This window comes from Amycolatopsis sp. NBC_01488 (assembly GCF_036227105.1).
Classification (GTDB): domain Bacteria; phylum Actinomycetota; class Actinomycetes; order Mycobacteriales; family Pseudonocardiaceae; genus Amycolatopsis.
In genome coordinates, this window is the sequence record NZ_CP109434.1 from 8,132,595 (window position 1) to 8,153,789 (window position 21,195).

The window sequence follows — 21,195 nt, forward strand, 5'->3', positions numbered from 1 at the left end:
ATGACCGCAACCGAAAGCCCCGCCACCGCACCGGTGCGATTCGTCGTCATGTACGAAACCCCGTCGGACGTCGACGCGTTCGAACGGCACTACGACGAAGTCCACATCCCGTTGGCGAAACAGCTTCCCGGCCTGCGCCGGTACACGCGCAGCCGGCAGCCGGCGCCGGTGCGGGGCGCGCCGTACTACCTGGTCGTGATGCTGGACTGAGACGACCTGGCCGCGCTGGAAGCGGCGTTCGGGTCCGAGATCGGCCGGCGCACCGCCGAGGATGCCGAGCACCTCGCCCGCTACGCGACCATGCGCGCCATGGTCCTGCGGCTCGACGAGGTCTGAACGCGAACGCTGGTCGCCGCCGTCACGACTCCCGGCAGCACCGAAACTGCCGGCCGGCTACGAAGACGGGTCAGCGCTTCCCGCCGACGCCCGGGAGCGCCCCCATCCTCAGCCGCGCGGGGCGGTCGAGGTCGCGCTCCGGGTGCAGCCACCTGCGTCCTGCCGCCCAGGTGAGCGCGCCCACGGCGAACCCGTAGACCGAGACGAGTCCGTGGCCGTTCTCCTGGAGGAACCACAGCGCCAGGCCGAGCACGACGACGGCGGCCGCGGTCAGCCGTTCCTTCGGGACGCGGGTGCGCACCAGCAGCGGGGCGGCGAGGGTCGCGCCGAGGAAGTAGGTCGCACCGGAGCTGCCCGCGAAGTTGCGGGGATCGACCGGGCCTGCGGCGAGCCCGAGCAGCGCGTCGATGTGCTGCGGCAGCAGGATTCCCGCCAGGAAGAGGACGAGGGCCGGCGGACGGCCCCAGAACCATTCGGCGAGGGCCGCGACCAGCGCGAGGGTCGCGATGTTCCACGCTGCCCCGGCCACGCCGCCGTTCTGCATGAACACCGACGTGAGCACCCGCCACCACCCCGGCTTGGCGGGGTCGGCATCGAGGGCGTCCATCGCGCCGGGCCAGCACAGCTGGAGCACGACCCCGGCCACGGCGGGCACGGTCAGGGCGATCGCGAGCCAGGGCAGCCGCCGGCGCGGGACGGTGTCCCGGCCGACCAGTGCCAGGCCCGCCGCGGCGATCAGGATCAGCAGCAGCGCCGTGGTCAGGGTGAAGACGATCGCATCCATCGGAAACCCCAGTTTTGAACAGTGTTCGAATCAGTCGGACCGCAGCCTAGCGGTACCAGAGCCAAATTCAAACACTGTTCGAATCGGGGTAGGCTTTCATGATGAAGCTCACCACGGCGCGCATCGTGGAAGCGAGCATGGCGGTGTTCCACGAGGTCGGCTACGCGGGACTGTCGATGCGCCAGGTGGCCGACCGGCTCGGGGTGCACGCCGGCAGCCTCTACTACCACGTCCGTGATAAGAACGCCCTGCTCTGCCTGATGGCCGACCGGGTCGCCCAGCAAGCCTACGACGACGGCACCGCGGCCCTCGACGCCCTGCCACCGGAGGCGGCCTGGCCGGAGCGGATCGTCGCCCAGGCCGAGGCGCTGCGCGGGACGCTGCTGCGTCATCCCGGCGGCGCGGTGCTGCTGGCGAGCAGCCCGTGCACGCTCAGCCCCGCCGCACTGGGGTTGATGGAACGGCTGCTGCGCACGCTGGGCGACGCCGGGGTCCCGGTCGCGCACCGGAGCGTCGCGGCGGACGCGGTGCTGAGCCACGTCACCGGGTTCGTCCTGCAGGAGCAGGCCGAACCGGTCACGCCGGACGTGCGCGCGGTGGACGTCGCGGAGCTGGCACAGCGGTTCCCGCTGACTTTCGCCGAAGCCGGCGCCGGTGATCAGGACGAGAAGTTCCACCACGCCGTCCGGCTCCTGTGCGCGGCCATTCGGGCGGCCATCGCGGACTGACCGGCAAGACCTGGACGACGCGGCGATACCGCAAGACCGCCCGCCCGGGAGCCGCGCGCTCCCGGGCGGGCGGAAGCTCAGCCCACCTGCAGGTCGATGCAGGAGTAGAACGCGTTCGCCGTGTCGGCGATGTTCCACACCGCCAGCACCGTCTGGCGTCCGGTGTGGCCGCTCAGGTTCACTTGGTGCGCAACGGTTTCGGACGGCTGCTGGTCGTTGCCGCTGATGTCGGCGACCTTGTCGCCGCCGATCCAGTACTCGTAGTTCGTGGTGCGGTGGCGGGCGGTGAAGGTCCACGTGAACGTCGCCGTCGTGCCGACCGGGGACACGTGCCAGCCCTTGCTGTCGTCGTTCAGCTCGGCGAACTGCGCGTTGCCGCCGTTGCAGGACTTCAGGCCCTTCGGCCCTTCCACGCTCTGGGGCTCGTACTTGATTTCGCCGCACGCCACCGTGCCCTGCGCGCACTGCGCCTGCCGGCTGGCCGGGGAGTTGACGTAGCCGTGCGCGCTCGCGATTCCGGCGGGGCTCACCACCACCAGCACCGGGGCCAGGAGGGCACCCGCCGCGGCCGCGACCAGTTTGCGGTTCATAGCAGCTCCTTCGGGGACAGGCTCGCTTCCCGCCGCCGGGGTACGACGAAGCAGCGGCGAAGCACACCCGCCGCGTCGGGAAGTGGTTCGAGCGAAGGAAATTGTGGTCTAGACCATACGTCGGTTCATGACCTGGGTCAACGGCTGGCAAAGTACTGGTTCATGTTGGTAAGACGCCAACCGGCACCCGATGTTCCGGTCAGCGGGACTCGCCGGGGCGACCGGGACGCACCGCGTGCCGCGCCTGCCTCTAGGATTCCGCCGGTGACCACCTACGACGACACGTTCGAGCACCTCGACGCCTCCGCCCTGCCGGAGCGGCAGCAGAAGATCCTGGTCGCGATCCGGGACTGGGTGGTCCACCACGGCTACTCCCCCAGCACCCGCGAGATCGGCGAGGCCGTCGGCCTGCAGTCGACGTCGTCGGTGTCGAAGCACCTGGCGAGCCTCGAGGACAAGGGGTTCCTGCGCCGCGGCGCGGGCGTGTCGCGCCCGATGGACGTGCGCGCGTTCCTGAACGGCAGCGAGGCGCGGGGAGACGGCGACTCCGTGCCGGTGCCGGTCGTCGGCGACATCGCCGCCGGCACGCCGATCTCGGCCGTGGAGCACGTCGACGACGTCCTCACGCTGCCGCGCGACCTCACCGGGCGGGGCACCGTCTTCGGCCTGCGCGTGCGCGGCGACTCGATGATCGACGCCGCGATCTGCGACGGCGACATCGTCGTGGTCAAGCAGCAGAGCGAGGCCCACTCGGGCCAGATCGTCGCGGCGATGATCGACGAGGAGGCGACGGTGAAGGTCTACCGCCGCCGCAACGGGCACGTCCACCTCGAGCCGCGCAACCCCGCCTACGACGTCATCGACGGCGACCGGGCGGCGATCCTGGGCGTGGTCGTCTCGGTGCTGCGGAGCGTCTGACCCGCTTCACCAGGTCACCGGCAGCTCGTAGACGCCGTACACGGACCCGTCGTGCTTGAACGGGATCCGCTCGACGTCGGTGGCCAGCGCCAGCGTCGGGATCCGCCGGTACAGCGTGCGGTAGACGACCTGCAGCTCCAGCCGGGCCAGCGGCTGGCCGAGGCACTGGTGGACGCCGAACCCGAAGGCGACGTGCCGGTGCGCGTCGCGGGTGAGGTCCAGCCGGTCGCCGTCGGGGAACACCGACGGGTCGCGGTTGGCGACGTCGTTGGCCATGATCACACCCTCGCCCGCGCGGATGGTCTCGCCGCCGATCTCGATGTCCTCCAGCGCGACGCGGCGGCGGCCGTTGTGCGTGATGTTCAGGTACCGCAACAATTCCTCGACGGCCGACGCGACCAGGGCCGGGTCGTCGCTCTCTCGCAGCAGCGCCAGCTGGTCCGGGTGCTCCAGCAGGGCGAGGGTGCCGAGCGCGATCATGTTCGCCGTCGTCTCGTGGCCGGCGATGAGCAGCAGCACGCCCATCTGCGCCGCCTCCGTGCGCGACAGCTCCCCGGCGTGCACCCGGGTGGCGAGCCCGGAGAGCAGGTCGTCGGCGGGTGCCGCGAGCTTCTCCCCCATCAGCCGGTCGAGGTAGCCGACGAGCGCCTGGTGCCCGGCCGCCCGCTCCTCGGGCTTCGCGTCGCGCCGGATGATGACCTTGCTGTTCTCCTGGAAGAAGTCGTGGTCGGCGTACGGGACGCCGAGCAGCTCGCAGATCACCAGTGACGGCACCGGCAGCGCGAACGCCTCGACGAGGTCGACCGGCTTCGGGCCGGCCAGCAGGTCGTCGAGGCAGTCGTCGACGATCTTCTGCACGGCCGGGCGCATCGCGGCGACGCGCCGGATCGTGAACGGCGCGGTCACCATCTTCCGCAGCCGGGCGTGCTCGGGGTTGTCCATCAGGATGAAGCTGATCCCGGTGCCGCCCTTCGGCAGCGGTGCGGGGCTCGGGTAGCCGGGCCGGGTGACGTCCGCGCTGACGCGCGGATCGGCCAGCAGCGCCCGCTGCTCCGCGTAGCGGGTGACCAGCCACGGCGTGCTGCCGTCCCACAGCCGCACGCGCGCGAGCGGCGCCTCCCCCTGCAGTGCCCGGGCCGCGGGCGGCGGATCGAACGGGCAGCCCGCGGCGCGCGTCATCGGGAACTCGGGGATCTCGGCGGTGCTCGTCATCGGTCCTCCGCGGTGGCCGTCGGTTCGTGATCAGTCAACCGAAGACTGCTACGCTAAGTCAAGCGACTGATTTAATTCGGACATCCGGAGGACCTCCGTGCTCGACCCAGCCACGCCCGCCAGAGAGGCGTCGCCCCGCGCGAACCTCGTCGTCGCGGTCCTCGCCCTCGCGGGCATCACCGTCTCGCTCATGCAGACGCTGGTCATCCCGCTGATCCCCGCCCTGCCCGGGCTGCTGCACGCCTCCGCGGCCGACGCCACCTGGGCCATCACCGCGACCCTGCTCGCCGGCGCGGTGGCGACGCCGACCATGGGCCGCCTCGGCGACATGTACGGCAAGCGGCGGATGCTGCTCGTCAGCCTCGGCGCGCTCGTCGCCGGCTCGGCGGTCGGCGCGCTGTCGGACACCCTCGTGCCGATGGTCGCCGGCCGGACGCTGCAGGGCCTCGCCGCCGGCGTCATCCCGCTCGGGATCAGCATCATGCGCGACGAGTTGCCCGCCGAACGGCTCGGCTCGGCGACGGCGCTGATGAGCGCGTCACTCGGCGTGGGCGGCGCGCTCGGCCTGCCCGCGGCGGCCCTGCTGGCCGAAAACGCCGACTGGCACGTGCTCTTCTGGACCGCGGCCGGGCTCGGCCTGGTCGTCACCGCACTGGTCGTCGCGCTCGTGCCGGAGTCGCCGGTGCGCACCGGCGGCCGGTTCGACGTCCTCGGCGCGGCCGGCCTCTCGATCGCCTTGGTGTGCCTGCTGCTGGCGATTTCGAAGGGCGCCGACTGGGGCTGGGGCAGCGCGACCACGCTCGGCCTGTTCGCCGCGGCGGTCGTCGTCCTGAGGCTGTGGGGCCGGTGGGAGCTGCGCACGCCGACGCCGCTGGTCGACCTGCGGACGAGTGCGCGGCGCCAGGTCCTGCTGACGAACGTCGCGTCGGCGGTCTTCGGCTTCGCGATGTTCGCGATGTCGCTCGTGCTGCCCCAGCTGCTGCAGCTCCCGGCCGCAACCGGGTACGGCCTCGGCCGGTCGATGCTCGTGGTGGGCCTGGTGATGGCGCCGTCCGGACTGGTCATGATGGCGCTGGCGCCGGTGTCCGCGCGCATCACCGCCACGCGCGGCCCCAAGACGACATTGATGCTCGGCGCGGTCGTCGTCGCCGTCGGGTACGCCCTCGGCATCGTGCTGATGAGCGCGACCTGGCACCTCGTGCTGGTCTCGAGTGTCATCGGCGCCGGGATCGGGCTCGCCTACGGCGCGATGCCGTCGCTCGTGATGGGTGCCGTCCCGGTGTCCGAAACGGCGGCCGCCAACAGCTTGAACACGCTGATGCGGTCGATCGGGACGTCGGTCTCGAGCGCGACGGCCGGACTGGTCCTCGCGCGGCTGACCGTCCGGTTCGGACCGGCGACGTTGCCTTCGCAGAACGGTTTCCGGCTCGTGCTGGGGATGGGATCGGCCGCGGCGCTCATCGCGCTGGCCGTCGCCGCCTTCCTGCCGCGGCACGCGCGAGCGGTACCGGCGCCCGCTCCGGCAGCCGCCGCGGTGGGCCGCTGACCGAACGCGCACCTCTCGGCCGCTGGATCACCGGCCGCACCACTCCGGCGGCACGTACCTCGGTCCGATCACCTGAGCCGGGGCCGGCCACCCGGTCAGGCCCGGGCGGCCACGCCGTCGAGGTGGAGCACGCCGCCGGTGTGGTGCGCCGTGAAGGTTCTCCAGTCTGGCTCGCTTGTCACCAAGGTCTTCGCGACAACTTTTGTTGTCAAGGCTTCGCCGCGACGACCGCCAGCGTCGTGTACTGCAGCGTGAAGACACCGCCGAGCGCGTCGACGGCCTCGCCGACATCGGCGAGAACCTCGGCCACCGCGTCGGGCTCGAGCCGGGTCAGGCCGCCGGTCGTGCGCAGGAGATCCAGCCATGCGTCGCGGACGTAGGTCCGCTCCCACGCGAACGACGACCGCTCGGGTTCGCCGAAGCGGCCCGACTCCCGGATGCCGTCGGCGAACTTCGCGAACATGACTTCGTAGAGTTCAGCGGGACTCCTCGGCTCCTGCGCGAGCGGCCACTCGGGCCGGACGCGCCGGATGCCCCGGACCTGGGCGTCCGCCACCGCGGCCGGCGGCTGGAACACGTGCGCGAAGAGGGCGAGCACCCCGGCGGGGCGCAGGACGTCGGCCGCCTTGGCCGCGCCCGCCACGGGATCGACCCAGTGCCAGGCCTGCCCGGCGACGACCGCGTCGAAGGCCCGTCCGCCACTGTCCCAGTCCTCGAACTTCGCGACTTCGACGTCGACGCCGCTGCCGCGCGCGACAGCGGCCATCCGCGGATCGGGGTCGACGCCGAGCACCCGGCGGCCCGCGGCGCGGAACTGCCGCGCCGCGATCCCGGTGCCGCAGCCGACGTCGAGGAAGTCGGGGCCGGGACTGGCGGCGACGACGCGGGCGACCAGTTCGGCCGGATACTCGGGCCGGGCCCGGTCGTAGCGTTCGGCGTCTATGCCGAAGGATTCGGCGAAGGCACGGGCTTCATGAGGCTGAGTGGGCATGTGCCCACTCTAATGGGCACTCGCCCACTCGAACTACCGTGTGCGCGTTCGCGGCGGGCGTAACGGAGAATGGGGCCATGCCGACCGGTGTCCACCTGCGCGACGTGCGCCAGCAGCTGTTCCACGCCGCCGAGCGGGTCCTGCTCCGCGGCGGGCCGAACGCGCTCACCAGCCGGGCGGTGACTGCGGAGGCCGACGTCGCGAAGGGCGTGCTGCACCGTCACTTCGCGGACTTCGACGCGTTCCTGGCGGAGCTGGTGCAGGACCGGATCGCGCGCCTGACGGACCAGGCGGCGATCCTGGAGGCGTCGGCGGGGACGCGCACGGTGGCGTCGAACCTGGTGGACGCGGTGACCGAGCTGTTCGACCCGGTCTCGGTGGCGTTGACGAGCTTGGTGTTCATCCGCGACGAGCTCCGCGCCCGCCTGCGCGGCCCGGGTGACGGGCTGCCCTTCCTGGCGGAAGCGCGGGAGATGCTGTCGGCCTACCTGACCGCCGAGCGCGCCCAGGGCCGCATCGCGCCGGACGCGAACGTGGATTCCCTGGCCCTGTCCCTGATCGGAGCGAGCCACCTGCTCTTCGCGGGCCGCCGCCCGAACACGCTCCCGGACCCGGCAGAGCTGGAGAAGCTGGTGGACACCCTGATGGCGGACGTGGTCCAGCGAAGGCTGCTCTGAAGTCCGAAGTAGACAAAGCGAACAATGAAACGCAACCACACGCGGGGGTCCGGGGGGTCGCCCCCGGCGGGGGCGTGGGGGCTCGGCCCCCACAGGACACAGAACGAGAGAGCCCCTGTTCGCGCATTCCGCGAACAGGGGCTACCCCGAATCGAGTGGGCGATACTGGGATCGAACCAGTGACCTCTTCGGTGTGAACGAAGCGCTCTCCCCCTGAGCTAATCGCCCGCTGTACGAACTTCCACGAGGTCCCGGGGGTGGGCTCCTGGTGCGCGATACTGGGATTGAACCAGTGACCTCTTCCGTGTCAGGGAAGCGCTCTCCCGCTGAGCTAATCGCGCGCTGCGGAACTCCGTACTCGCTGAAGCATATCGGACGGTTCCGGAGCGTCAGCAGGGGGCCGGGTGTGACCGCGCGCACGGCGGAAACCGCCGTGACACGAAGGGGCCGAAACGGGCAGACTGCAAGAAGACAGCACGCTTGCGCCCCGGCCGTCGCCGGGCCCGTGCGCCGGAACTGGAGAGCTTCCGCCCTGATGACCGACACCGTGTCCACCCCGCCCGCCGACCTCGACCGCGCTCCGGTGCGCCCGGGGCTCCTCATCGGGGTCCTCGTGCTGTCGGCGTTCGTGATGATCCTCAACGAGACCATCCTGAGCGTCGCGCTGCGGGACCTGACCGGCGACCTGCGGGTGCCGACCACGACCGTGCAGTGGCTGACCAGCGGGTTCCTGCTGACGATGGCCGTCGTCATCCCGACGACCGGGTTCCTGCTCGAGCGGTTCTCGCCACGGCAGGTGTTCCTGTTCTCGCTGTCGGCGTTCAGCCTCGGCACGCTGCTGTGCGCGCTCGCGCCCGGCTTCGGGATGCTGATGGCCGGGCGCGTGGTGCAGGCGTGCGGCACGGCGGTGATGCTGCCGCTGCTGATGACGACGGTGATGCGGCTGGTGCCGCCGGAGCGGCGTGGCGCGACGATGGGCACGATCACGATCGTCATCGCGGTGGCGCCCGCGATCGGGCCGACGATCGGCGGCGCCGTCCTCTCGTGGCTGGGCTGGCGGTGGATGTTCTGGATCGTGCTGCCGCTGGCCGTCGCGGCGCTGGTGACCGGTGCGCTGCAGCTGCGTCTCGACAGCGAGACGCGGCGGGTGCCGCTGGACGTGCCGTCGGTGCTGCTGTCGGCGATCGGGTTCGGCGGCGTGCTCTACGGCCTGTCGTCGACCGGCGAGCAGGCCGGGGCGGAGCCGCTGGTGCCGGCGTGGGTGCCGATCGTCGTCGGGGTGGTCGCGCTGGTGGTGTTCACGTGGCGGCAGCTGCGGCTGCAGCGCCGCGACCGGGCGCTGCTGGACCTGCGGCCGTTCACGCACCGGAGCTTCGTGGTGGCGCTGGTGCTGACGGCGCTGCTGTTCGTCTGCCTGATCGGCGCGGCGGCGATCCTGCTGCCGCTGTACCTGCAGACGGTGCTGCACACGAGCACGTTCGTCAGCGGCCTGGCGGTGCTGCCCGGCGGCCTGGTGCTCGGCCTGCTCGGCCGCCCGGTGGGCGCGCTGTTCGACAAGGTCGGCGCGCGCCCGCTGGTCATCCCGGGCGCGGCGGCGATGGCGGTGTCGCTGTGGCTGTTCACGACGCTGGGGCCGGGTTCGCCGCTGATCGCGGTGATCGGGATCCACGTGCTGCTGATGGCCGGGCTGGGGCTGATGATGACGCCGCTGTTCACGGAGTCGCTCGGCGTGCTGCCGGACCACCTGTACTCCCACGGCAGCGCGATCCTCTCGACGCTGCAGCAGGTGGCAGGGGCACTGGGGACCGCGGTGTTCGTGAGCGTGGCGACGCTGTGGAGCGCGAACGGGGCCACGACGGGCCCGGACGCTTCGGGGTTGCGGGCGGCGTTCGTGGTGGCCGGGGTGATCGGGTTGGTCGCCTTCGCCGGGACCTGGCTGATCCGCTCGACGGGCGCCAAGGCGACGCCGGAGCACTGACTGTCCACTGAGGACAAAAGTCCCGCTTCCGCTCAGCGAAGGCTTGGGGGGAGACCTGCGAGCGGAAGCGGGAGTTCGAGGCCGGTACGGGGGTCGCCTCGCGGCGAGTGGCTCGACACGGCTCCAGCCGAACTGGTGTTCCGTGAAGGCAAGGGGTGAGGCCCGGGGACTCCTCCGTACCGACACCCGTTACAACGCCTCGTGCGCGCCGGTGTTCCCCGACGTGACCGGGCTCATGCCGCATCCGCCCCGGCTTCCGGATCGACGCGCGCCCGGTGCCCCTCCAGGACGTCAAAACCCCTGGAGGGACACCGGAACGACTCAGCGCGTCGTCGTCACTCCTTGACCTTCGGGGTCGCCCGCACGCCCGAGTGCAGGTACCGCTCCCCCGTCGGCAGCGTGGAGAACGTCACCGACACCCAGCCGCGCATGCCCGCCGGGCTGTAGGCGAAGTGCGCCGGGCCGACCGGCACCAGTTCGTCTTCGGTCGTCGGCTCCGGCATCAGCTCGGCGAGCGGGCCCGTGATGGTCTGCCGGATCCACAGCTTGCCCTCGCGGGTGAGGACGTCGATCCGGACCGACTCCCGCTCGTAGACGCCGAGGAACTCCGTGGCGTCGACGTCGGGAGCCGGCACGGCCGGTTCCAGCGGGCGCGGCATCGCGACACCCGCCAGCTCGGCGAAGATCTCGCGGTAGAGCTCTTCGTACAGGTCGTGGGTGCTGCCGCCGTTGGTGAGCAGCGTGACCGCCAGCCCCTGCTCGGGCAGGATCCGCAGGAACGCCGCCTGCCCGATCGTGTTGCCGTCGTGACCGTGGACGCGGTGGCCGTCCCAGCCGAAGCGGATCCAGCCGAGGCCCCACGAGTCGCCGAGCGTGTCCTTGTCCGGCATCTCGAACTGCTCCTGGGTCATCGCCTCGGCCGACTCCGCCGAGAGGACGCGCGAGCCGTCCGGGCCGAGGCCGCCGGTCAGGTGCAGGCGGGCGAACGCCAGGACGTCGTCAGTCGACGCCGTGATCAGCCCGGCCGGACCCGCCGACCGCTGCAGGCCCCACACCGGTGCCGGCTGCGGCTCGTCGTCACCGGCCGCGACGTGCCCCATCGCCGCGCGGTGCAGGAGCGCCTCCTCCGGCAGGGTGCTCGTGCGCTTCAAGCCCAGCGGGGTGAACAGCCGCTCGCGCAGGGCCGCGTCCCACGTCTTCCCGGTCAGCTTCTCGATCACCCGGCCGACCAGGACGAACCCCGAATTGCAGTAGGACAGCGTCGCGCCGAGCGGATGCGTCTGCGCGGCCTGGTCGAGGATCCCGACGTACTTCTCGAGGCAGTCGTCGCCGCGGCCGGTGTCGGTGAACACGTCGCCGTCGATGCCGCTGGTGTGCGTCAACAGGTGCCGCAGCGTCACCTTCTTCGTGACGTCCGGGTCGGCCAGGCGCAGCTCGGGCAGGACGTCGATGATCGGCGCGTCCAGCTTCAGCAGTCCTTCGTCGACCAGCTGCATCGCGACGGTGGCCGTCCACACCTTGGTGATCGAGCCGATCTGGAACACCGAGTCGTCGGTGACCTCGACGCCGGTCGCCTTGTTCAGCACGCCGTGGCTCGCCTGGACGACCTCGTCGCCGTCGAGCCGCAGGATGCCCAGCGCCGCACCGGGGACGCGGTGCTTGCGCGCGAGCTCGGCGAGGCGGCGGCGCCAGTGGGCGGCGTCGATCGGCCGCCGCACCGGCTTGCCCGGCTCGCCCGCGTACTGCTCGACCCAGTCGACGATGCGGCGGTTGAAGTCCACGCGGTGCGACGGGCGGCCTTCGAGGATGAACAGGTGCGACGCGCCCGGGTAGAGCACCAGCCGGGTCGGCACGCCCTGTTCGCGCAGCGCGCTGAACCACTGCTCGGCCTGCCCGGCCGGGCACCGGTCGTCGGCGGCGCCGTGCACGACCAACGTCGGCGTGCGCACCTTTTCCACCTGCGCCAGCGGGGAAAGCGCGGCGTAGTGCGCACGGTTCTCCGCCGGGACGGCCCCGAGCTCGACGACGCCCAGGTAGTGGCCGCTGTCGGACGTCCCGGCCATGCTGACCGCGTCGCTGACGACCCCGCCCGCGACCGCGGCGGCGAACCGGTCGTCCCGGCTGGTCAGGTAGCAGGTCATGTAGCCGCCGTAGCTGTAGCCGGCCACGGCGAGCCGCCGCGCGTCCGCCACCCCTTCGGCGACGAGCTGGTCCAGCGGCTCGAGGAAGTCCTTGGCGTCGGCCACGCCCCACGCGCCGACCGCGGCGGTGTAGAACGCTTCGCCGTAGCCGTCGCTGCCGCGCGGGTTGAGCAGCAGCACCGCCCAGCCGCGGGCCGCGAGCTGCTGGTGGTAGAGGTGCACGGCGTCGGCGCCGCCGCTCCACGCGTTGTGCGGGCCACCGTGGATGTCCAGCAGCAGCGGGAGCGGGCCGGTGCGGGCGGGGTCGCGCAGCAGCCAGCCGTGCACGACCGTGCCGTCGGAGACGGTGAACTCCCGCTCCTCGTGGGTGAACAGCTCGACGTCGTCCGCGCCGTGCGAAGTGACGACCGTGGCCGCGCCCCCGGTGACGTCGAGGGTCGCGATCTCGCCGTAGGACGTCGGCGTGGTCAGCACGACCGCCGCGGTGGTCCCGGCGACGCTCAGCCCGGCCACGGCCGTCCCGGTCTCGCCGAGGACGAGCCGCGGCTCGCCGCCCGCGACGTCGACGGCGTACAGGTGCGTGTAGCCGCGGTCCCGGACGCAGAACAGCACCGTCGAGCCGGCGAGCTGCGGCAGCGCGCCAGGGTAGCCGGGCCCGCCCGGCATCACGTTGCGGTCGAGCGGTGCGGCGAGGTCGACGGTCTCGCCGCCGTCCAGCGGCACGCGCAGCAGCCCGGCGTGGCCGGTGGCGGTGTCGAGACGGCCGACGACGAGCAGCGCTTCGCCGTCGGCGGTCCAGGTGACGGTCCCGCACATGCCTTCGGCCGAGCCGGCCAGGCGAGGCTCGGCGGTGCGGTCCCCGGCGTCGAGAACGTGGACGGCGGACCGGAAAGTCAGGTCGGCGTCGGCATCGGGCGCCGCGGGGAAGGCCAGCCGCGCGCCGTCCGGCGACCAGGCCGGGTCGCCGGCGTGCCAGTCGCCCGACGTGACCCGCCGGACCTCGCCGGTGGCGACGTCGAGGACGTGGACGTGCTTGCGCAGGGTCCGCAGGAACCCGGCGCCGTCGGCCTTGAAGTCCAGCCGGTCGGCGACGACCGGGGCGCTCGCGCGGCGGCCCTGCGCGCCGTCGTCCTCGCCCTCCTCGGCGGCGAGGTCGATCGGGGCGCTGAAGGCGATTTCGGCGCCGTCCGGGCGCCACACCGGCGTGCCCGCGCCGAGCGGCAGCGTGGCGACCTGCTCGGGCTCGCCGCCGTCGGCGGGCAGCAGCCACAGCTGCGGCGGGCCGTCCTGGGCGCGCAGGAACGCGATCCGCGTCCCGTCCGGCGACCACGCCGGGGCCGCGTCGGCGGTGCCGCGGGTGAGCCGGCGCGCCTCGCCGCCGCCGGTGGCGACCTGCCAGAGCGACCGGCTGTCCTCGTCCTTGTCGCGGTCGGCGGTGCGCAGCGCGTAGACGATCCGAGCGCCGTCGGGCGAGATCGCCGGCTGGTCGGGGAACTCCAGGGCGTAGAGGTCGTCGATGCCGAGGCGTCGGGTCATGCGGATCTCCTTGTGGGATAACGGTCTCACGCGGCGAAGTGGCAGGCCGCGCGGTGCGGCCGGTGGGCGGCGCCGTCGGCCGGGTCGGCTTCGGTGCAGAGCGTGCGGTCGGTGTGCACGAGCGGGCCGATCGGGCACCGCGGGTGGTAGCGGCAGCCGGACGGCGGGTGGTGCGGGTCGGCGGGTTCGGTGTCGGCGAGCGGGTCGTCGGTGTCGTCGAGCAGCCCGCGGTGCGCCGAGGGCGCGGCGGCCAGCAGGTCCCGCGTGTACGGGTGCCGCGGATCGGTGAGCACCTGCTCGGCGGGGCCGGCCTCGACGATCCGGCCGAGGTACATCACGGCGACGATGTCGCTGACGTACCGCACCACGGCGAGGTTGTGCGAGATGAACAGCATCGACAGCGCCAGCCGCCGCTGGACGTCGCGGACGAGGTTGAGCACCGCGCCCTGCACCGAGACGTCGAGCGCCGAGGTGATCTCGTCGGCGATCAGCACCTTCGGCTGCCCGGCCAGCGCCCTGGCGAGCGCGACACGCTGGCGTTGGCCGCCCGAGAGCTGCCCGGGCAGCGTCGAAGCCCGGTCCGGGTCGAGGTGGACGAGGTCGAGCAGCCGGGCGACTTCGGCGCGCCGGGCTCCGCGGGAGGTGCCGGGGGGCATGGCCTCGGTGATCGACTCACCGATCGCCATCCGCGGGTCCAGCGACGAGTACGGGTCCTGGAACACCATCTGCAGCGGACGGCGCCGGGGCAGCCGCCGCACGTCGGTGCCGTCGAGCAGCACCCGGCCCGCGCTCACCGGCGCGAGCCCGACGGCCGCCCTGGCGAGCGTCGACTTGCCCGAGCCGGACTCGCCGACCAAGCCGACGACCTGTCCGGACGGGACGGTGAGGGTAATGCCGTCGACCGCGGTCAACCTGCCGTAGCGAACGCTCACCGCGTCGAACTCGAGCGTGCTCACGCTGCCCCTTCCTCGTGCGACTGTCCGGAAAGGACACTCACCTGCGGGTGCCAGCAGGCGACCCGGTGACCGTCGGCGGCCGGTTCCAGGACCGGGTCCTCGGTCCGGCAGCGGTCCGAGGCCAGCGGGCACCGGGCGGCGAACGCACAGCCGGCCGGCACCTGGTCCGGCTCCGGCGGGCGGCCGGGGATCACGGCCAGCGGCTCGTCGCGGTCGGTGTCGAGGTCCACCGTCGTGGCCAGCAGCGCGCGCGTGTACGGGTGCTGCGCCGCGCTTCCGGTCGGCAGGTCCTCCACGACCCGGCCGGCGTACATCACCAGCATCCGTTCGCACGTCTGGGAAACCACGGCGATGTCGTGGCTGATGAGCAGGATCGCCGCACCTTCCGCCTCGCGCGTCCGCGCCAGCAGGCGCAGCACCTGCCGCTGGACGGTGACGTCGAGCGCGGTCGTCGGCTCGTCGGCGATGACGAGCTTCGGCTCGCCCATCAGGCCCATGCCGATCATCGCCCGCTGCCGCATGCCGCCCGAGAACTCGTGCGGGTACTGCCGGGCCCGCCGGGCCGCGGCCGGGACGCGCACCGCGGCCAGCCGGTCGACCGCGCGGGCGAACGCGGCGCGCCGCGACAGGCCGTGGTGCTGTTCGGACACCTCGGCGAGCTGCCTGCCGACCCGGCGGGCCGGGTTGAACGACGTCATCGGGTCCTGGAACACCATCGCCAGCGACGTGCCGAGGTCGCGGTCCGGCGCCTTGTCCACGGGCCTGCCGTCGAATTCCAGCCGGTCCGCGGTGACCACGCCGGGCGCTTCGATCAGGCGGGACACCGCCAGCGCGGTCAGGCTCTTGCCGGAGCCCGATTCGCCGACGACGCCGATCGCCTCACCGGCACGGACGCTGAAGCTCACCCCGCGCACCGGCGCGGTCCACCCGTCCGGGCCGGGGAACGCCACCTGGAGGTTCTCGACGACGAGCACCGCGTCGGCGGTCGGCTCGGCCACCGCCGCCGGCGGCGGGGCCGGGAGCGGACCCAACGAACGCCGCGACGCGCGCGTCCGGACCCCGACCACGCCGGCCACCGTCTCGCCGACCAGGTTGAACGCCAGCCCGGCGAGCACCACCGCCGCGGCGGGCGCGAGCGCGGCCACCGGGCTGACGTAGATGCCGTCCAGGCCTTCGCGCAGCAGCCGTCCCCAGTCGTAGTCCGGGGCCTGCACGCCGATCCCGAGGAACGACAGCCCGGCGAAGGCGAGCAGCGACGAGCCGGCCCCGATGGTCGCGTTGACGACCAGCGGCTCCCCGATGTTGGGCAGCACGTGCCGCGCCAGCAGCCGGATCCGGCCGACGCCGGAAACCCGCGCCGCGGCGATGAAGTCGCGCCCGCTCACCGACGCCGACAGCGTCTGCACGAGCCGCGCGAACGCCGGCGCCATCGCGAACGCGATCGCCAGCACCGCCCCCTGCGTGCCGACGCCGAAGATCACCGCGAAGAACAGGGCCAGCAGCAGCCCGGGGAACGCGACCGCGATGTCGACCGCCGCGACGAGCAGCCGGCCCGCCCACCGCGGCAGGACCGACGGCAGGGTGCCGAGCACCACCCCGGTGCCGACGCCGATCGCGGTCGCGAGGACCGCGAGCCCGATCGAAAGCCGGGTCGCGACCAGGGTCCGGAGCAGGAGGTCGCGGCCGAGGGAGTCGGTGCCGAACGGGTGCGCTCCGGACGGGCCCTGCCCGATCGCGTCGGTGTCGATCGCCGCGGCGCCGTCGCCCCACAGCAGCGGGGCCAGCACCGCCAGCACGACCACCACGGCCAGCAGCACCGCCGAGCAGGCGCCCACCGGCGTGCGCACGGCCGCCGCCCACGCCGATCCACGTCGTCGTGCCATCTCAGGCCTCCCGAATCGCCGAGCGGGGGTCGAGCAGCCCGAGCACGACGTCGACCAGCAGGTTGACCAGCAGCACGCCGACGCCGTAGACCAGCACGATCCCCTGCACCAGCGGGTAGTCCTTCGTCACGATCGACTGCACGATCGTCGAGCCGAGGCCGGGCCAGGCGAAGACGTTCTCCACCAGGACCGTGCCCGCGACCATCGCGGTCAGCATCAGCCCGCCGAGGGTGAGGGTCGCGGTGAGCGCGTTCGGCAGCGCGTGCCGGACGTAGACCAGCCGCGCGGGCAGCCGCTTCGCCCGCGCGGTGCGGACGAAGTCGGCGCCCAGCACGGAAAGCAGTTCGACCCGGACGATCCGGGCCAGCACCGCCGCGGGCCCGATCGCCAGGGCCGCCACCGGCAGCACGTACGAGGCGGCGTCGTCGGCGCCCGCGACCGGGAACCAGCCGAGCCCGACGGCGAGCAGCGCCACCAGCCCGACCCCGATCAGGAATTCGGGGATGGCGGCGACGAAGACGCTCACCGAGGTGAACGCCAGCTCCCCGCCCCGGCGGCGGCCGCCGCGGGTCAGCACCGCGAACCCGACACCCACCGGGACCGCGACGGCGACCACCACCGCGAACGCCAGCACCGCGAGTTCCAGCGTCGAGGGCAGCCGGTCGCCGATCACCTGCGCCACCGGCTGCCCGCTCACCATCGACGTCCCGAAGTCGCCGGTGACCAGGCCGCGCAGGTAGTGCCCGTACTGCACCCACAGCGGGTCGTCCAGGCCGAGCGCCTGCCGCCGGGCGGCGACCAGGCCGGCGGGCGCGGTCATGCCGAGCGCGGCCCGGACCGGGTCCCCGGGGACCAGGTGGATCATCAGGAACGCCGCGGTGAGCAGCGCCCACAGCGAGACGGCGAACCGGGCCAGCCGCCGGGCGGCGAACGCCGGCCACGGGCCGCCGCGCAGGCGGGGTGCTGCCGCCGCCGTGGTCACTTCGCCAGCATCCGGATCGACGACGGCGTCACGCTGCCCTGGCTGAGCTCGAACTTCGCGCCGCTGCCGTAGGTCGGCACCACGGAGTCGAAGTAGGGCACCGCGTCCACGCGCTTGATCAGCGCCGTCTCGGCCGCGAGCCACGCGGGGCAGCTCGCCTCGCCGGACTGCGCCGCGGCCTCCTGCGCCGCCTGGTCGTAGCCGGGGTTGGCGATGTGCGCGAAGTTCGTCCCGTCCGGGGCGGCCGGGCCGGAGACGAACGGCACCAGCTGGCTCGGCAGCGAGAACCCGACCGGGCCCAGCGAGACCTCCCACTCACCGGTGCCGAAGAGCGCCTGGTTGAGGCCCGGGCTGTCGACGCCCTTGAGCGTGACCTCCGCGCCCAGGGACTTCCAGGTCTGCTGCAGCAGTTCGGCGGTCGGCGCCATCGTCGGGCCGAGCTGCGTGCCGTAGAGGACGGTCAGCGTCAGCCGCTTGCCGTTCTTGGCGCGGACGCCGTCCGCGCCCTTCGTCCAGCCCGCGGCGTCCAGGGCGGCCGCCGCCGCGGCCGGGTCGTGCGCGGGCAGGTTGCCCGTGACGGTGTCCCCCGCGCAGGTCTTCGGCACGTCGGTGACCATGCCCTGCGACGGCGTGCCCGCGCCGGCGGTCAGCACCTTGCCGAGCTGGGCCAGGTCGAGGGCCTGGGTGAGCGCGCGCCGGACCGCCTCGTCCTGGCCGGGGCGGCCCGTGGCCTCGTTGTAGAACACCTCGCCCAGCGGGGTCAGCTGGTCGGCGTGGAACAGCTTGCGCGCCTCCAGCCGCTGCCGGTCCGGCCCGTTGATCGCGCCCGCGTTCAGCTCGCCCGAGAGCAGCAGGTTGGTGGCGGTCGTGGTGTTCGGGATGACGCGGACGACGACCTTGTCGGGCAGACCCGGCTCGGCCTTCCAGTCGCCGGGCCCCCACGTGTAGTCCGTGCGGCGGGTCAGCGTGTAGTGGTCGTTGGGGACGACCTCGCTGATCGCGAACATGCCGGTGCCGCTCTCGCCCTTGGCCAGCAGCTTGCGGTCGCTCAGCCCCTTGGCGCAGGCGATCGGCACGCCACCGATGTTGCGGAGCAGGAACGCGTCCGGTTTCCCGCTGGCGACGGTGATCGTGCGGGTCGCCTCGTCGGCCGTCGCCTTGGTGCCGGGCGCGATGTAGAGGCCGGCGATGGGCGATTTGTTGGCCGGGTCGCCGACGAAGTTGATGTTGGCCGCGACGTCGGCGGCGGTCAGCGGACCGCCGTCGGAACACGTGATGCCGGGGCGCAGGGTGAAGGTCGCGCTCGTGGTGGTGGCGTCCCACTTCTCGGCGAGCCCGGCGACCGGCTTGCCGTCCGCGGACAGCCCGAGCAGCGGGTCGTAGAGGAACCGGTCGAGCTGGATGGCCACCGAGAAGACCGTCATGTGCGGGTCGATGGTGCCGGGGTCCGAGCCGATGGCGAGGCTGAACGTCTTGCCGTCCACCGGTTTCCCGTCGCCGGCCGCGGCGCCGCCGCCCGATCCCCCGCAGGCGGTCGCGGTGAGCGCGAGCACCCCCAGCACGACCCCCGCCGTCCGAGTCCTGGTCATGGCGTTTCCTTCCGGAGGTGGTTCACGGCGAGGCGGGCGGCCTTGCCGATCGCGGCGTCGACGGCGGGCTGCCGGTCGGCGAGGGAGTCCGCGCGGGTGAAGACGGCGACGGCGAACCGGCGTCCGTCCGGATAGGACACGACGCCGGCTTCGTTGCGGACCGCCGGGAGCGTTCCGGTCTTGGCCGCGATGGCGACGTCGGAGCCGAAGCCGGACGAGAGCCGGTGCGGCCAGATCTGCTGCGCCATGATCGTGCGCACCCGCTCGCACGCGGCCGGTTCGCCGGCGCGGTCGGTCCAGATCGCTTCGAGCAGGGTGGTGACTTCCCGGGGCGTCGACGCCGTCGTGCGCTCCGGGTCCAGCACCGCGAGCTTCCGGATCTGCTCGGGCTGGGCACCCGCGAACACGGCGTCGAGGTCGGCGTCCCCGGTCGCGCCGAGGTCCGCCAGCACCGAGGCGAACAGGTCCTCGCAGCAGCCGATCAGCCGGGTGCGGTGCAGGCCCAGGTCAGCGAGGACACGGTCGACGGCGTCCTGGCCGACGCGGTGGTAGATCACGTCGGTGGCCGCGTTGTCGCTCATGGTCAGCATGAACAGCGCGAGGTCGCGCCAGCTCAGCTCGACGTCGTCGGCGCACCCCGCGGTGCCGATCCCGCCGATGCGGTAACGCGGCCCGACGCGGGTCCGCTCGGTCTCGTCGAGCCGTCCGGCCACGACCTCCCGCGCGTAGGCGACGGCGACCGGGATCTTGAACACCGACGCGAGCACGACCGGGTCGTCCGCGCCGACGGCCACCTCGTCCCCGCCGCCGATCTCCCGCGCGTGCAGGAAACCCCGCGCGCCCGCCGCGGTGAAGACGTCGGCGATCTTCGTCTCGACCGGGCTCACGCGCGCACCCGCCGGTCGGCCCGGCCGGTGTGCAGGTACAGCGCGCGGCCGGTGCCGTCGTCACCGACGAAGGCGTGCGGCAGGTACATGCCCTGCATCGGCTCGGCCAGGATCAGCGTGTCGCCGTTCATCGCGACCAGCTCGGTCTTCTCGGGCTTGGCCAGCTCCGCGAAGATCCCCTTCGGGACGCGCTCGACCCAGACGCGGCCGTCGTCGTCCTGGCTGACCGTGATGTCCGCGACGGACGACGAGTACTCGCCGACGTACCGGGTGGCGTCGATGCGCGGCGCGGCCGGGTCCGGCACCGGCGGCACGGCCAGCTCGATGCCGGTCAGCTCCTTCAGGAGGTGGCCGACGACCTTGGTGTAGACGGCGATCGGGTGGCCGCCGTTGGTCAGCAGCGCGACGGCGACGCCGTGCTCCGGTGCGAGGCGCAGGAAGGCCGACTGGCCGATCGTGCCGCCGTCGTGGCCGACGACCGCGCCGCCTTCGGACAGCGACCAGCCGAGGCCCCACGCTTCGCCCATCAGGCCGAGGTCGGGCAGCTCCACGACGCGTTCCCGCATGGCGCGGGCGTTCTCGGCGCTGAGCACCCGGGTGCCGTCCGGGCCTTCGCCGTCGCGCAGGTGCATGCCGGCGAACGTGACCAGGTCGCGCGGGCGCATGGCGAGCATCGAGCCGGCCGGGGCGTTGGACGCCGCCAGCGCCCAGACGCCGGCGGGCTGCGGGTCGGCACCGGGCTCGGGCGTGAGGTGGCCCAGCGCGGCCCGGTACCGGATCGCCTCGTACGGGCTCGCCGCCGCGTGCGTCAGTCCCAAGGGGACGAACAGGTGGTCGGCCAGGCAGTCGTTGTAGGCCTTGCCGCGCAGCACTTCCACGACGCGGCCGAGCACGCAGAACGCGGCGTTGTTGTAGGAGAACATCTCGCCGGGCGCGAACAGCTGCGGGACGTCGCCGAGGGTGGCGACGTACTTTTCGACGCAGTCGGCGCCGCGGCCGGTGTCGGTGAAGATATCGCCCTCGAAGCCGGACGTGTGGCACATCAGCTGCCGGACGGTGATCCGCGCGGCGGCCTCTTGGTCGGCGATCGTGAACTCGGGCAGGTACTTCCGCACCGGCTCGTCGAGGTCGAGCACGCCTTCGCCGACGAGCTGCAGCGCCAGCGTGGTCGTCCAGATCTTCGTGATGGACCCGATCTGGAACAGCGAGTCGACGTCCGCCTCGACGCCGGTGCCCTTGTTGAGCACCCCGGCCGCGTGATCGATGATTTCGCCGCCGGCGTACACGGCCACGGCCGCGCCGGGCACCTGGTGCTCGGCCAGGACGGCGGGGAGCCGGCTCTCGAGCCAGGCGGCGAGTTCGGTGAGTTTCGACATGGTTGCCTCTCGTCCGAGATGGGGGAACCGGCGATGCGGGGATGCTAGGACGGCGACCGGGGCGGCCGGTTCGTCGAACCCGACG

The 21,195-nt window shown here is 72.9% G+C and carries 17 protein-coding genes and 2 tRNA genes; 6 read left to right on the forward strand and 13 right to left on the reverse strand.

Features of this window, described 5'->3' with window-relative positions; all coding sequences use genetic code 11:
• Positions 1 to 210: an EthD family reductase gene (locus OG738_RS38175; protein ID WP_329048352.1), complete on the forward strand. Its 210-nt coding sequence runs from the start codon at positions 1 to 3 to the stop codon at positions 208 to 210.
• Positions 211 to 406: 196 nt separating this feature from the next.
• On the opposite strand, the gene OG738_RS38180 is transcribed toward OG738_RS38175, so the two are convergent.
• The gene (locus OG738_RS38180) at positions 407 to 1,120 is read right to left on the reverse strand and encodes a hypothetical protein (RefSeq protein WP_329048354.1); all 714 of its coding nucleotides are present in this window, start codon (positions 1,118 to 1,120) and stop codon (positions 407 to 409) included.
• 101 nt (positions 1,121 to 1,221) lie between these two features.
• Between OG738_RS38180 and OG738_RS38185 the strand changes: the two genes are divergently transcribed.
• On the forward strand, positions 1,222 to 1,848 hold the full coding sequence (locus OG738_RS38185; protein WP_329048356.1) for a TetR/AcrR family transcriptional regulator: 627 nt from the start codon (positions 1,222 to 1,224) through the stop codon (positions 1,846 to 1,848).
• Positions 1,849 to 1,925: 77 nt separating this feature from the next.
• Here the strand turns inward: OG738_RS38185 and OG738_RS38190 are convergent, their stop codons facing one another.
• Positions 1,926 to 2,438, reverse strand: coding sequence for a lytic polysaccharide monooxygenase auxiliary activity family 9 protein (locus tag OG738_RS38190; RefSeq protein WP_329048357.1), 513 nt, complete (start codon positions 2,436 to 2,438; stop codon positions 1,926 to 1,928).
• 264 nt (positions 2,439 to 2,702) lie between these two features.
• On the opposite strand from OG738_RS38190, the gene lexA reads away from it, so the two are divergent.
• A complete protein-coding gene (gene lexA, locus OG738_RS38195; RefSeq protein WP_329048358.1) occupies positions 2,703 to 3,356 on the forward strand; it encodes a transcriptional repressor LexA in 654 nt (217 codons plus the stop codon).
• 6 nt (positions 3,357 to 3,362) lie between these two features.
• Here lexA and OG738_RS38200 read toward each other — a convergent pair whose 3' ends face one another.
• A complete protein-coding gene (locus tag OG738_RS38200; RefSeq protein ID WP_329048360.1) occupies positions 3,363 to 4,568 on the reverse strand; it encodes a cytochrome P450 in 1,206 nt (401 codons plus the stop codon).
• A gap of 97 nt (positions 4,569 to 4,665) precedes the next feature.
• On the opposite strand from OG738_RS38200, the gene OG738_RS38205 reads away from it, so the two are divergent.
• Positions 4,666 to 6,114: an MFS transporter gene (locus OG738_RS38205; RefSeq protein ID WP_329048362.1), complete on the forward strand. Its 1,449-nt coding sequence runs from the start codon at positions 4,666 to 4,668 to the stop codon at positions 6,112 to 6,114.
• A gap of 208 nt (positions 6,115 to 6,322) precedes the next feature.
• Here the strand turns inward: OG738_RS38205 and OG738_RS38210 are convergent, their stop codons facing one another.
• On the reverse strand, positions 6,323 to 7,105 hold the full coding sequence (locus OG738_RS38210) for a class I SAM-dependent methyltransferase (protein ID WP_329048363.1): 783 nt from the start codon (positions 7,103 to 7,105) through the stop codon (positions 6,323 to 6,325).
• 77 nt (positions 7,106 to 7,182) lie between these two features.
• Here OG738_RS38210 and OG738_RS38215 point away from each other — a divergent pair, with 77 nt between their 5' ends.
• A complete protein-coding gene (locus OG738_RS38215; RefSeq protein ID WP_329048365.1) occupies positions 7,183 to 7,782 on the forward strand; it encodes a TetR/AcrR family transcriptional regulator in 600 nt (199 codons plus the stop codon).
• A 156-nt stretch (positions 7,783 to 7,938) separates the two neighbouring features.
• Here the strand turns inward: OG738_RS38215 and OG738_RS38220 are convergent.
• Together OG738_RS38220 and OG738_RS38225 are read right to left on the reverse strand one after the other, a co-directional pair.
• Positions 7,939 to 8,010: transfer RNA gene (locus OG738_RS38220), tRNA-Val, on the reverse strand.
• A 38-nt stretch (positions 8,011 to 8,048) separates the two neighbouring features.
• Positions 8,049 to 8,123: transfer RNA gene (locus tag OG738_RS38225), tRNA-Val, on the reverse strand.
• Between the two features lie 194 nt (positions 8,124 to 8,317).
• Between OG738_RS38225 and OG738_RS38230 the strand changes: the two genes are divergently transcribed.
• Positions 8,318 to 9,760, forward strand: a complete 1,443-nt coding sequence (locus OG738_RS38230) for a DHA2 family efflux MFS transporter permease subunit (protein WP_329048367.1) — start codon at positions 8,318 to 8,320, stop codon at positions 9,758 to 9,760.
• A 335-nt stretch (positions 9,761 to 10,095) separates the two neighbouring features.
• On the opposite strand, the gene OG738_RS38235 is transcribed toward OG738_RS38230, so the two are convergent.
• The 7 genes from OG738_RS38235 to OG738_RS38265 are packed head-to-tail and all read right to left on the reverse strand — an operon-like array spanning position 10,096 to position 21,110.
• Entirely contained in the window at positions 10,096 to 13,437 is a 3,342-nt protein-coding gene (locus OG738_RS38235) for a serine hydrolase (protein ID WP_329048368.1), read from the reverse strand.
• Positions 13,438 to 13,463: 26 nt separating this feature from the next.
• A complete protein-coding gene (locus tag OG738_RS38240) occupies positions 13,464 to 14,393 on the reverse strand; it encodes an ABC transporter ATP-binding protein (protein WP_329048369.1) in 930 nt (309 codons plus the stop codon).
• Positions 14,390 to 16,276 carry a dipeptide/oligopeptide/nickel ABC transporter permease/ATP-binding protein gene (locus OG738_RS38245; RefSeq protein ID WP_329048371.1) on the reverse strand — a complete coding sequence of 629 codons (1,887 nt, stop codon included), beginning with the start codon at positions 16,274 to 16,276 and terminating at the stop codon, positions 14,390 to 14,392. Before OG738_RS38245 ends, OG738_RS38240 begins: the two co-directional genes overlap by 4 nt.
• Position 16,277: 1 nt before the next feature.
• On the reverse strand, positions 16,278 to 17,258 hold the full coding sequence (locus OG738_RS38250; RefSeq protein WP_329048372.1) for an ABC transporter permease: 981 nt from the start codon (positions 17,256 to 17,258) through the stop codon (positions 16,278 to 16,280).
• Positions 17,255 to 18,847: an ABC transporter substrate-binding protein gene (locus tag OG738_RS38255; RefSeq protein WP_329048374.1), complete on the reverse strand. Its 1,593-nt coding sequence runs from the start codon at positions 18,845 to 18,847 to the stop codon at positions 17,255 to 17,257. Before OG738_RS38255 ends, OG738_RS38250 begins: the two co-directional genes overlap by 4 nt.
• Positions 18,844 to 19,734 carry a serine hydrolase gene (locus OG738_RS38260; protein ID WP_329048376.1) on the reverse strand — a complete coding sequence of 297 codons (891 nt, stop codon included), beginning with the start codon at positions 19,732 to 19,734 and terminating at the stop codon, positions 18,844 to 18,846. Before OG738_RS38260 ends, OG738_RS38255 begins: the two co-directional genes overlap by 4 nt.
• Positions 19,731 to 21,110 carry a serine hydrolase domain-containing protein gene (locus tag OG738_RS38265; protein ID WP_329048378.1) on the reverse strand — a complete coding sequence of 460 codons (1,380 nt, stop codon included), beginning with the start codon at positions 21,108 to 21,110 and terminating at the stop codon, positions 19,731 to 19,733. The genes OG738_RS38260 and OG738_RS38265 overlap by 4 nt, the downstream gene beginning before the upstream one ends.
• Positions 21,111 to 21,195: the final 85 nt, after the last annotated feature.